The organism is Blautia luti, assembly GCF_033096465.1.
GTDB lineage: Bacteria > Bacillota > Clostridia > Lachnospirales > Lachnospiraceae > Blautia_A > Blautia_A luti.
In genome coordinates this window covers 846735-859517 of the sequence record NZ_AP028156.1, presented here as the reverse complement: position 1 = coordinate 859517, position 12783 = coordinate 846735, and the positions used below count along the sequence as shown (strand labels likewise).

10 protein-coding genes, 2 tRNA genes and 1 riboswitch are annotated in these 12783 nt (G+C 43.3%); of the genes, 3 read left to right on the top strand and 9 right to left on the bottom strand.

The window, feature by feature from the left end; all coding sequences use genetic code 11:
- Positions 1 to 155: 155 nt before the first annotated feature.
- Together R8695_RS03995 and glyA are read right to left on the bottom strand one after the other, a co-directional pair.
- A complete protein-coding gene (locus R8695_RS03995; RefSeq protein WP_154780704.1) occupies positions 156 to 371 on the bottom strand; it encodes a hypothetical protein in 216 nt (71 codons plus the stop codon).
- 317 nt (positions 372 to 688) lie between these two features.
- On the bottom strand, positions 689 to 1927 hold the full coding sequence (glyA, locus tag R8695_RS03990; protein ID WP_154780705.1) for a serine hydroxymethyltransferase: 1239 nt from the start codon (positions 1925 to 1927) through the stop codon (positions 689 to 691).
- A 293-nt stretch (positions 1928 to 2220) separates the two neighbouring features.
- Between glyA and R8695_RS03985 the strand changes: the two genes are divergently transcribed.
- On the top strand, positions 2221 to 3405 hold the full coding sequence (locus R8695_RS03985) for an iron-containing alcohol dehydrogenase (protein WP_154780706.1): 1185 nt from the start codon (positions 2221 to 2223) through the stop codon (positions 3403 to 3405).
- Positions 3406 to 3687: 282 nt separating this feature from the next.
- Positions 3688 to 3760 (top strand) — tRNA-Phe (locus R8695_RS03980).
- A 97-nt stretch (positions 3761 to 3857) separates the two neighbouring features.
- Here the strand turns inward: R8695_RS03980 and R8695_RS03975 are convergent.
- Positions 3858 to 4961: a 3D domain-containing protein gene (locus R8695_RS03975; protein WP_154780707.1), complete on the bottom strand. Its 1104-nt coding sequence runs from the start codon at positions 4959 to 4961 to the stop codon at positions 3858 to 3860.
- 259 nt (positions 4962 to 5220) lie between these two features.
- Between R8695_RS03975 and R8695_RS03970 the strand changes: the two genes are divergently transcribed.
- Positions 5221 to 5293 (top strand) — tRNA-Gly (locus R8695_RS03970).
- 370 nt (positions 5294 to 5663) lie between these two features.
- Here R8695_RS03970 and R8695_RS03965 read toward each other — a convergent pair.
- The 6 genes from R8695_RS03965 to groL all read right to left on the bottom strand — a co-directional run bounded on the left by R8695_RS03965 (position 5664) and on the right by groL (position 12736).
- Positions 5664 to 6848: a phosphoribosylaminoimidazolecarboxamide formyltransferase gene (locus tag R8695_RS03965; RefSeq protein ID WP_118510135.1), complete on the bottom strand. Its 1185-nt coding sequence runs from the start codon at positions 6846 to 6848 to the stop codon at positions 5664 to 5666.
- Between the two features lie 51 nt (positions 6849 to 6899).
- The gene (locus R8695_RS03960) at positions 6900 to 7613 is read right to left on the bottom strand and encodes an IMP cyclohydrolase (protein ID WP_154780708.1); all 714 of its coding nucleotides are present in this window, start codon (positions 7611 to 7613) and stop codon (positions 6900 to 6902) included.
- A 57-nt stretch (positions 7614 to 7670) separates the two neighbouring features.
- Positions 7671 to 7751, bottom strand: a riboswitch (ZMP/ZTP riboswitch).
- Between the two features lie 150 nt (positions 7752 to 7901).
- Entirely contained in the window at positions 7902 to 8750 is an 849-nt protein-coding gene (locus R8695_RS03955) for a peptidoglycan recognition protein family protein (protein ID WP_308418859.1), read from the bottom strand.
- Positions 8751 to 8858: 108 nt separating this feature from the next.
- Complete coding sequence (gene guaB, locus R8695_RS03950) at positions 8859 to 10316, bottom strand: IMP dehydrogenase (protein WP_118510139.1); 1458 nt, start codon at positions 10314 to 10316, stop codon at positions 8859 to 8861.
- Between the two features lie 156 nt (positions 10317 to 10472).
- Positions 10473 to 10976, bottom strand: a complete 504-nt coding sequence (locus R8695_RS03945) for a DUF6106 family protein (protein WP_118510141.1) — start codon at positions 10974 to 10976, stop codon at positions 10473 to 10475.
- Positions 10977 to 11116: 140 nt separating this feature from the next.
- Positions 11117 to 12736, bottom strand: a complete 1620-nt coding sequence (gene groL, locus R8695_RS03940; protein WP_154780709.1) for a chaperonin GroEL — start codon at positions 12734 to 12736, stop codon at positions 11117 to 11119.
- Positions 12737 to 12783: the final 47 nt, after the last annotated feature.

Below are 12783 nucleotides of genomic sequence, written 5' to 3'. Positions count from 1 at the left end.
CCCCTTGGTATCCTGCTGTTTGTCTGCTGTATTTGTTAATCCTTTTTTAATATATCATATACTTCCGGAGACAACAAGCTTACAATACAGGTAATTTCTTTTACTTTCCATCCTTTGGCAGCTGCGCATGAAATTTTATAAGTTCCTGTTTCACATTATATAAGTTTCTGATTGCTGTAAATGTTATTCTCATATTTTCCATAATAGTCAAAATTCAGTTTCTTTTTCATCAGGATTCCTTCATCTCTATAGTTTTCCTGAATGCTCTCTGTTACCTGTGTCTGCATACTTTCATATGCAGCAGCCGGGAAAGTTCCTCTCAACAGAACTGCACTGGCAGTCATTGCACATAATAACTTTCTTAATCTCATAGCATATCTTCCTTTTATTCTTTCTAAAATATTAGTAATATGCTACCTCTACATAATATTACGTTAATCTAAGAATGTCAACATGGATGTTACATTTTTGTTAAATTATTTAATATTCATTTAATTTTTTAAATTCAGATTCAACCTCTATATTTATTTTGACTGTTTCTTTATCATTCCCCATCTTCAGGATTTAACACTGACATTTTCGACAGTAATAAAAATACCAAAATTCCTGTTTACAACGTATAAGGAATTTTGGTATTTCTAATCTTATTTTTTCTTATCAAATTAATTCAATACCCACAAAATATTTCTTATCCAACCAGCGGATATTTGTCTGTAAGTTCTTTGACGATTGCTTTCGCTTTTTCCTGGCTTCCTTCTTCTTTTAGAGTCATAGCGATTGCTTCTGCGATCTTGTCCATGTCTTCCGGTTTCATCCCGCGGGAAGTAACTGCCGCTGTTCCAAGACGTACACCACTTGTAACAAATGGAGACTGTGGATCATTCGGGATTGCATTCTTATTGCAGGTGATGTTTACCTCATCAAGAAGAGTCTCCATCTGTTTACCCGTAACACCCAGGCATCTGAGGTCAACCAGCATCAGGTGATTGTCTGTACCACCGGAAACGATGTCAATGCCTCGTTTCTGAAGTCCCTTGCAAAGTGCCTGCGCGTTCTCAACGATCATTTTTGCATATTCTTTAAATTCCGGCTGGAGTGCTTCTTTGAAACATACGGCTTTGGCAGCAATCACATGCATCAGAGGACCGCCCTGTATTCCCGGGAATACAGCTTTGTTAAAGTTGAATTTCTTTGCATTCTCTGCACTGCTTAAGATCAGACCACCTCTTGGTCCACGCAGAGTTTTATGTGTAGTTGTCGTTACAACATCTGCATAAGGGACTGGGCTTGGATGCTGTCCTCCTGCTACCAGGCCTGCAATATGTGCCATATCCACCATCAGATAAGCACCAACCTCATCCGCGATCTCACGGAATTTCTTAAAATCAATAATTCTGGCATAGGCACTCGCACCTGCTACGATCAACTTTGGTTTATTCTCAATGGCGATTCTTCTGACTTCTTCATAATCGATCACACCATCATCATTTACCCCATAATATACTGGCTTAAAGTAGGTTCCGGACATATTGGCAGGGCTTCCATGTGTCAGATGTCCACCATGGTTCAGATTCATACCCATTACTGTATCTCCCGGCTGCAGCATCGCAAAGAAGACTGCCATATTTGCCTGTGCTCCTGAATGCGGCTGTACATTTACATATTCACATCCGAATAATTCTTTCGCACGTTCAATTGCAAGAGTTTCTACCTCATCTACACAGGAACATCCTCCGTAAAATCTCTTCCCCGGATATCCTTCTGCATATTTATTTGTAAGGGGGCTTCCCATAGCTGCCATAACTGCTTTACTTACCCAGTTTTCTGAAGCAATCAGCTCAATGTGGGAATTCTGGCGTGCAAACTCCGCCTCGATCAGATCCGCGATATCTTTGTCTGTCTTTGCTACGTCATTGATTGAATACATTTTAATAATCCTCCTTCGTTATATGCTCAGTAATTATCCCGATTATAACGAATTCTATCCATCGTGTCAATTCCAAAAAGACATTTGTCCGCGTATCAAAAATATTTAGATTTTTATTTTTAAATTTTCTAATATTTTTTGACTATTTTTTCATTATTTGCTTTAATATAAAAAAGAAATATTAATCTAATAAATATCCTGCACTTTTTGACAAGCCTTCGTTATGAAACAACGTACTTACCTGATTTGATAAAGTAACTATCACAAAAAATTAAAGGAGGAAACTAAATATTATGAGAAATTTTGAATATTATACCCCAACCCGCATCATCTTCGGCAAAGATACCCACCTTCAGACAGCTTCCCTGCTGAAAGAATATGGTGCACACAAAGTACTTATCCATTACGGCGGTCAGAGTGCTGTCCGTTCAGGACTGATTGATGAAATTACTGCTAATTTAAAAGAGACAGGAATTGAATTTGTCACTCTGGGCGGTGTTGTACCTAACCCTCATCTTTCCAAAGTCCGTGAAGGAATTGAATTATGCAAAAAAGAAAATATAGACTTCATTCTGGCTGTAGGCGGTGGAAGTGTCATTGACTCCTCCAAAGCCATCGGATATGGTGTGGCAGATCCAGACACAGATGTATGGGATTTCTGTCTGAAAAAAGCAACTCCTACCGGTTGCTTGCCCATCGGTGTAGTCCTTACAATCGCAGCTTCCGGAAGTGAGATGAGCAGTTCCAGCGTGATCACAAATGAAGAAACCAAAGAAAAAAGAGGATGTGCAAAAACCGATTACTGCAGACCCAAATTTGCCATTTTAAATCCCCGACTCACTTACACCCTCCCACAGTACCAGACAGAAAGCGGCTGTGTAGATATCCTCATGCACACCATGGAACGCTACTTCGTAAACATTGAAACCATGGAGATCACTGACAGCATCAGCGAATCCCTCATGCAGACTGTTATCTACAACGCCCGCATCCTTATGAAAGAACCGGACAACTACAGCGCCAGAGCCGAAATCATGTGGGCAGGAAGTCTCTCCCACAACGGACTGACAGGATGCGGCACAGGCGGTGGTGACTGGGCATGCCATCAGCTTGAACACGAACTGGGCGGAGTCTACGATGTCACCCACGGTGCCGGTCTGGCAGCAATCTGGGGCAGCTGGGCTCGATATGTCTATCAGGTAAATCCTGAGCGTTTTGCACAGTTCGCAACCAATATATTCGATATCCCCTGCGGAACTGACTTCGAAAAAACAGCTCTTGCAGGAATCGAAGCTATGGAAGACTTCTTCCGCTCCATCAATATGCCCACCAATCTCCACGAACTAGGCCTGGATCTCACCGAACAGGAAATCCACGACCTCGCCTTCAAATGCAGCTTCCACGACACCCGCACCATTGGCGTCTTCAAACAGCTCAACATGAAAGACATAGAAAAGATCTACCTCATGGCAAGATAGCTTTTTCCAATAACAAATAGTTTCTTCCAATAACCAGCTGCGAACAATAAATGTCTTCTGACACATCTGCATGAGGTGTATCAATACTTAGCTTCCTGCCTCCGAAGCCGTGTCAGAAGACATTTATTGTTCGCAGCATCCCCATTAAACGCCCTAATTGTTACTGTTCACTCCGTGCACAGTAACCCCTAATTTTCTCTTTTTTCAAAAAATTCAAAAAATTTCTTGCATTCCCCCACCCAATATGATAATATAAAACCCGTGGTAATTATCACCATCAATGCCCAGATAGCTCAGTTGGTAGAGCAGAGGACTGAAAATCCTCGTGTCGCTGGTTCGATTCCGGCTCTGGGCATTTTTTAATTCCTTTACAAACCAAAATACAAAACGGGTGTATGTCATATGACATACACCCGTTTTTTTATCACTCTATATTATTATAAAAAACACCTTTACTGCAACAGATAAACATCTGTATAATAAACCCCTTTCTCCTCCCCTTCCTCATGAGTCGCAACATAAATATCAATACAATTCTTCTTGATCGCACCTCCACAATCCTCAGCCACATAAACCTGCCCATTGATCACAACCTTGGACCCATATGGAATCTGCGTCGGATCTACAGCAATCGTTCTGTTGGTCGTCGCAGTCACCCCGGTAGAGGTAACTCCATTAGCCCACGGACCGCAACAGATACTGCACGGACAATAATGAGTGATCTTAAATGTACCCAGCGGCTTCAACGATGCATCGGAAGACACAGCAACAGGAGTCCCCACCTGTACTCCATCTACAGAAGGATCCTTAGATGCAGTAACACCATCCACAGCATCAGCGAAAACCCCCTCGCCCTTACTCTTATGGATCACCCCTGCCTCTTCACCATCAACCTTGGCAATCTTTTCCGCTTTCGCTGCTGCCTTGGCAGAAGTGGTCTTCTCCAAAACACTGGTAGGAATATATCCGATCCCTTTCTTTCCATTCTCTTTCTTATAGGATATCTGGCTCCAGATCTCATTAATGGTAGCAAGCCGCTTCACTGAATCCTCCTGGATCACTTCTCCTACCACTTCTCCGTCCTTCTTTCCCGGATAATCCAGAATATCGCTGTCCTTCAACGCAGTAAATGTACCCTTCGTCTCTTCCACCTGATCTCCATTATCTATCTTCGCGGTAGGAATATACCCGATGATCTTCTTCGTGCCATCTTTGGTCTTCTTTTCATAATTCACCTTGCTCCATCCATTATCACAGACAGCCACCCGATCCATGGAAGTTCCCAGATACACCTTCTGAAGTTTCTCTCCATTCTTCCCCGGCTTCAACCGGATATAAGTAGACTTCGCAGAAACAGTTACCGTATCTGACTTCGCCATGACACTCACACTCTTCCCGCTGCCATTATCTATCTCAAAAATCTGAGGCGTCTTGTTATCCTGCTTATAAGAATTCAACGTCCCCTCATAATCCAGGATCTCCGCTGAAGCTGTCACACTCCCGGAAGGAGCCACCAACACCGCACACAGCAAAGCCGCCAGCAATCTTCTCTTCATCAATAAATCACATCTCCTTTATATCGCACAGTCACCTGCCCAAACTCAAACAACCGCCGGATTCCCATCCACATATCCCGGACGCAAACCAGCCCTCAAATCTCCCCCATCATACCACACCCCCTCCCCATTTGCAATTTACCACCCCACAGTTCACCAAAATTTCAAATTCCCGAATTTTTTCGAACAAATTCCAAAAAACATTTGACAAATCCCCACACCTGTAGTAATATATATTTTGTTATTAAGACAACCCAATGCGATAGTGGCGTAGTTGGTAACGCGCGACCTTGCCAAGGTCGAGACCGCGGGTTCGAGCCCCGTCTATCGCTCTTAAAGAATCAGCCAGTTGCTGATTCTTTTTTATTTCCTCTAATTCAGCAGGCACCTTTCTCTGTATCATATTTCACACATACCGTCCTCTTCCTTTCGAACAGTCTCCTATTTTAAATCTGAACACATTTTCCAACAACCAGCGTGGGAGCCAGAAGGTGTTTGACCACATTTGCAGGAGTCTTAGAAAAAGTTAGTGCCTGGGAATCTGCGTTATGTAAAAAAATCTCACTGTCTGAGCCGCTCGTCGGCGAGTTTGAGATTTTTTTACATGCCTTTAGCAGATTCCCAGGCACTTAGTTTTTCTTAGGCTCCGAAACCGCGGTCAAACACCTTCTGGCTCCCGCGCGTCCCCACGCCAAAATTTTCTTAGTGATGGAACAGTCTGATTCCAGTAAAGCTCATCACAATTCCATATTTATTGCAAGTATCAATCACATCCGCATCACGCACAGAACCACCCGGCTGAGCAATGTACTTCACCCCGCTCTTATGCGCACGCTCAATATTATCACTGAATGGGAAGAATGCATCAGATCCCAGTGTAACATCTGTCATCTGATCCAGCCATACACGTTTCTCCTCTTTCGTAAATACTTCCGGTTTCTCTGTGAAAGTTTTCTCCCACATACCGTCAGCAAGTACATCCATATATTCCTCTCCAATGTAAACGTCAATCGCATTGTCACGTTCTGCACGGGAAATCGTCTCTTTAAACGGCAGGTTCAGCACCTTCGGACACTGACGGAGGAACCAGTTATCAGCCTTCTGTCCTGCTAGTCTTGTACAATGTACACGTGACTGCTGTCCTGCACCAACACCAATTGCCTGCCCGTCTTTTACGAAACATACGGAGTTGGACTGTGTATATTTCAGGATGATCAGAGAAATCTTCATATCACGTTTCGCTTCCTCTGTAAGCTCTTTATTCTCAGTCACAATATTGGAAAGCATCTCATCATCGATCACAAGTTCCTGGCGTCCCTGCTCAAAAGTTACGCCAAATACTTCTTTATGTTCCAGTGGAGCCGGTACATAATTTTCATCAATCTGGATCACATTGTAATTGCCTTTTTTCTTCTGTTTCAGAATTTCCAGAGCTTCCTCTGTATATCCAGGTGCGATCACACCGTCAGATACTTCTCTCTTAATAAGAAGTGCAGTATCTTTATCACATACATCTGAAAGAGAAATGAAATCTCCGAAAGAAGACATTCTGTCTGCGCCACGTGCTCTTGCATAAGCACATGCTAACGGGGAAAAATTCTTCCAGTCCATATCATTTACCCAGTAAATCTTCGCCAGAGTCTCTGTAAGAGGAAGCCCCACTGCAGCACCTGCAGGAGATACATGCTTGAAGGATGTTGCCGCCGGAAGTCCTGTAGCTTTCTTCAGGTTTGTTACCAGCTGCCAGCCATTAAATGCATCCAGGAAGTTGATATATCCAGGTCTTCCGGAAAGAACTTTGATCGGAAGTTCTGAATTGTCTGCCATATAAATTTTCGCAGGTTTCTGATTTGGGTTACAGCCATATTTTAATTCGAATTCTTTCATTATATTAATCCTCCGTACGAATCAAATAAGTATTCTGAAATTAATTTTCTGTTATTTATTTTTATTAATAATTTTGCTCTCATAGTTACCTGTTTCAATATCAATATATCTCACAAACAGAGAAACTTTGTTATCTTCATTCAGGCTGTTCCAGAGAAGCTCTGCGAACTCGTCCATGTCATCCGGGATTGCTACCAGTTTCGGCTCTCCCTCGAAGCTTGGAAGTGGATTTCCGTCACATTTATAGGTATGAATGAAATGACCCTCTCCTGCAATGGCATTCTCGTATGCAAATGTATAACGGTTACATGCATCCGGATTTCCATTATTGCTCTTGAGAATTGACATTGCATAGTTGAATCTGCCGTTCTCTACATGCATCACACCGGAAATACGAGGTGTGTAGTTCGGGCCGTCCGGCTCGAATTCCCTGCATCTTAACGCCTGCTCGAAAGTAAGCTGATGATCCATTCCTTCATAGATCGTATCTGTCTGGTCTCCGTTGGTTACGATTGTTTTGTTTCCCAGTACACGTACAGGTGCGTAGATGATCAGGCTTGGATCTGTAAGTTTGGACGGGTCAAATGCCTGTGTGCGGATTCCCTCGCCCTCTTCTACAAATACTCTGTTTCTGCTGTTCTCGCTTCTGCCCATGATGAAATAAGCTGTCACTGCTTTCTTACCGTCTGCAGAACGTCCGATCACAATTCCTCTTCCAGGATAGGAATTCTCTTTCAGTTCTTTTTCCAGTGATAACATTTCCATAATTTTTCTCCTTTTCTTATAAATAAGGTCAAAAAAAGCCTGGGAAACCCTTTATCTCCAGGCTGCCCAGGCGGTCGGCTTATCTCTACGCTGCACTCCCTGTAGGTACTCCTACTTCCGCCAGTCATGCAGGCACTGTTGTGAAAAACTCACACGCTGTTATTATAGTACAATACTTCTTCCGTGATTTCAAGACAAAAATTTTTTTTCCATGCTGATTTTCTATTTTGTTGCTCTTCGCTCCATGCCCGGTAATTCTGCTGCTACCGTTCTGTTATGTTACCTCTTTTAATTACTCTGAAGCGCATAATCCGTTTCAATCTGCGCTGCAATATCTCCTTTCATCTGCGCCCATGCATCCGGATTCTCCACATAGTATTTCGGACAGTCCTTACCTGTGACATCATAATGCCGGATCACATTCTCGGATGTCAGTCCGAATCTGGTGCACAGCCATGCGGTCAGCTTCACCACCGAATCATAGGTAGAATCATTAAATTTCCCCGTTTCATCTGCGTGGCAGCACTCTATGGAAAGTGTATCCACATTCCTTGAATTGGTCGCATAGGACATCTCCGATGTAGGAATACACTGGACCACTTCACCCTCCAGTCCTACCACAAAATGACTGCTCACCTTTGTTTCCTGGGTACTGGCCAGGTTTTCAAAGTAATCCCTGTTGGCCATGGCTGTCGCCCCTGGATTAGCTGTATAATGGATTGCGATATACTGCACACTGCTAATAGGGATCTGAGGTCTGGAATATTCATTGGGCGTGAGCAGCTCTACATCAATATAAGGAGCTCCCTCCTGCATCCACTTTTCAGGACCGTCTGTGCTCCCACTGTCACTTTCTATCTGTTCTTCCTGCTGTCGGCTCATCCAGTATCCTGCAATTACCCCCGCAACTGCCAGAAATACCAGAAAAGCCAGAAATACTCTCAGATTTCTCTGAAAAACTCTGCTGGTTCTGGAAGACTTACGGGTTCCGGCCCTTCTGACAGATACCTTCTTTTTTCGAGGCTTTGCCGGTGAGGTCTTTTGTACTGTGCGGGAAGGTCTGGCACTTTTTCGTACTGTGGTCTGGGTTGTTTTTCCAGTTTTCTTTGTTTCGCTGTTCCCCTTTTTCGAAATCATCTTCTCTTTGGTCACCTGTTTTTGGAAAAAAAGATGCCCCGCAGGAGCAGTGAAAAGATCACCAACCGGATCCTTCCCTGCTGCCAGCCGGGCATATCTTTCTGTTATTTATTTATCATCTACGCTATAGTTCGGAGCTTCCTTTGTAATATGGATATCATGAGGATGTGATTCCTTAAGGGAAGCAGCAGAAATCTTAATAAATCTTCCTGTAGTCTTAAGAGTTTCGATATTCTCGGCTCCACAGTAACCCATACCGGAACGAAGACCACCCATAAGCTGGAATACAGTGTCCTCCACATGTCCCTTGTAAGCAACACGTCCTTCTACACCTTCCGGAACAAGCTTCTTCGCATTCTCCTGGAAATAACGGTCTTTACTTCCATTCTCCATAGCAGCGATAGATCCCATACCACGGTATACTTTATATTTTCTTCCCTGATACAGTTCGAATGTTCCCGGGCTCTCATCGCATCCTGCGAACATGCTTCCCATCATGCAAACATTAGCTCCTGCTGCGATGGCTTTCGTGATATCTCCTGAATATTTGATACCACCATCTGCAATAACCGGAATGCCATAGCGGTTGGCAACTTCATAGCAGTCCATAACTGCTGTGATCTGCGGAACACCGATACCTGCAACAACACGGGTAGTACAGATAGATCCAGGTCCGATACCTACCTTCACTGCATCTACACCGGCATCGATCAGAGCCTTTGTAGCAGCACCTGTAGCAACATTTCCTGCAATTACCTGAAGGTCAGGATATGCGGCCTTGATCTCACGTACAGCTTTCAGAATGTTCTCTGAATGGCCATGTGCAGAGTCGATTACGATCACATCTACAGAAGCCTTTACCAGTGCTTCCACACGTGCCAGGACATTCGCTGTGATTCCCACTGCTGCACCGCAGAGCAGACGTCCCTGCTCATCTTTGGCTGCCAGAGGGTATTTGATCTGTTTTTCAATATCTTTGATGGTGATTAAACCTTTTAAATTAAAGTTGTCGTCTACAATGGGTAATTTCTCTTTACGGGATTTGGCGAGGATCTTCTTTGCCTCTTCCAAGGTGATTCCTTCTTTGGCTGTGATCAGTCCTTCAGAAGTCATGCACTCTTTAATCTTCTTAGTGAAATCTGTCTCAAATTTCAGATCACGGTTGGTGATGATACCGACCAGCTTTCTGCCTTCTGTGATCGGCACACCGGAGATACGGAACTTCGCCATTAACTCATCTGCGTCCTTAAGTGTATGTTCAGGAGATAAATAGAAAGGATCTGTGATAACACCATTCTCAGAACGTTTTACCTTATCTACCTCTTCTGCCTGTGCTTCAATGGACATATTCTTATGAATGATACCGATACCGCCCTGACGCGCCATGGCGATTGCCATACGATGCTCTGTTACCGTATCCATACCTGCACTCATCATAGGAATATTCAGTTTGATTTTTTTGGTTAAGTACGTTGTAACATCTACCTGATTCGGAATTACCTTTGAATATGCCGGAACTAACAGAACGTCATCAAAAGTAATGCCTTCACCAATGATAGTACCCATTGCATTTCCTCCCTTGCGTATATGAAATTAATTTAGTAATAAAAAGTAACTATCCTGCAGTCTGTTGTGAAGTTACTGAACAGTTACAATAAAAATAAGGAACCAGTAACTGGTCCTTTATTTTGTGTAACAGTGTAACAAAAATCAGATTCCGTGTCAATCCAAAAAAACTTTGCTGGGTGCTGAATTTTTCATAGCCTGTGCCAGTTTCTCATCCGGCTCCAGGATGATCTTGCAGGTATCCCCGTCCAGTCTGGTAATAACACCGTAGCGTTTATGTTCCGGATTTCCTGATGAAAAATCCAGTACTTTCATCTTCTGATTTCCATTATAGTAGTCCATTCTGTGTGAATTTAACGGTGCTGCCAGGTCTGCATCTGACAGTTTGAAACTCTTTACTCTTTTTCTCTTGGTCTTCGCCATAACCATATCAATGTCGAAATCTCCATTGATAAACAGATATTCATATTCCACATCTGTCTTCGGGATCACGAAATAGCACGCAATTCCCAGTATGATCGCTGCGATAAGAAGCAGCGGAGTGATAAAAAGTCCTGCAAAAACAGCCAGTGCTGTCAGAACGATCAGACCGTATTTCACCAGACTGTCTTTAGCTGTGCGTTCTCTTTTTACCAGAAGTTCTGAATACAGATCACCCATTCTTCTTTTCTCCTTTTCTTGTGTTCCGGTTCCGGACATTCCGGACCTTTGAGGTTCATTATATCATAAAACGGAACCATCGTCTATGACGACGGTCCCGTTTTCATGTGAAGATTGTATGTCTAAATTATTTTATAAGATTACATCATTCCCATTCCCGGGTTAGCAGCCGGTGCAGGTGTATCTTCTTTAATAATTGCAACAGCAGATTCTGTTGTCAGTAATGTAGATGCAACACTTGTAGCATTCTGAAGAGCGCTTCTTGTAACCTTTGCAGGGTCAAGGATACCTTCACCTACCATGTCTACATATCTTTCGTTCAGGGCATCGAAACCGATTCCCGGTTCGGATTCTCTTACTTTGTTGATGATTACGGAGCCTTCCAGTCCTGCATTTGCAGCAATGCGGTACAGAGGAGCTTCCAGAGCTTTCAGGATGATGTTTGCACCTGTCTTCTCGTCACCTTCCAGAGTTGCAGCAAGTTTTGCAACTTCTTTGGATGCGTGGATGTAAGCAGATCCGCCACCTGCGATGATACCTTCTTCTACTGCTGCTCTTGTAGCTGCAAGAGCATCTTCCAGACGAAGTTTCGCTTCTTTCATTTCTGTTTCAGTGGAAGCACCAACACGGATAACAGCTACGCCGCCAGCCAGTTTTGCAAGTCTTTCCTGTAATTTTTCTTTATCGAATTCAGATTTTGTTTCTTCGATCTGTCCACGGATCTGAGCAACACGGTTTGCGATTGCATCTTTGTCACCCATACCATCAACGATAACTGTGTTCTCTTTTGCAACTTTAACAGATTTTGCACGTCCTAACTGTTCCATAGTTGCATCTTTCAGTTCCAGACCAACTTCTTCTGAAATTACCTGGCCGCCTGTAAGGATTGCAATATCCTGAAGCATTTCTTTTCTTCTGTCGCCATATCCCGGAGCTTTGACAGCTACTACCTGGAATGTTCCTCTTAATTTGTTTACGATCAGGGTTGTAAGAGCTTCACCTTCTACATCTTCAGCGATGATGAGAAGTTTCGCACCAACTTTTACGATCTGCTCCAGTAATGGAAGGATTTCCTGGATGTTGCTGATCTTCTTGTCTGTGATCAGGATATATGGATCTTCCAGGTTTGCTTCCATTTTTTCCATGTCTGTTGACATGTATGCGGAAACATATCCACGGTCAAACTGCATACCTTCTACCAGGTCAAGTTCTGTGTGCATTGTCTTGGATTCTTCTACTGTGATAACGCCGTCTTTGGAAACTTTTTCCATAGCATCTGCTACTAACTGTCCAACAGTCTCATCGCTTGCGGAAATAGATGCAACGTTTGCGATCTGTTTCTTGCCGCTGATTGTCTGGCTCATGTTCTTGATTGCTTCTACAGCTACATCTGTAGCTTTCTTCATTCCTTTTCTGAGGATGATCGGGTTAGCGCCTGCTGCCAGGTTTCTCATTCCTTCGTGAACCATAGCCTGTGCAAGAACAGTAGCTGTTGTTGTACCATCACCTGCTACATCGTTTGTTTTGGAAGCAACTTCTTTGATCAGCTGAGCTCCCATGTTTTCGAATCCATCTTCCAGTTCGATTTCTTTTGCGATTGTAACACCGTCGTTTGTGATAAGCGGAGCACCGTATGGTTTGTCAAGAACTACGTTTCTTCCTTTCGGTCCTAATGTTACTCTTACTGTATCTGCTAATTTATTTACACCAGCTTCAAGAGCTGCTCTGGCTTCTGCGCCGAATTTAATTTCTTTTGCCATGATAAAATGACCTCCTGTTTAAATTCTGATCTTTCTATATTACTGTC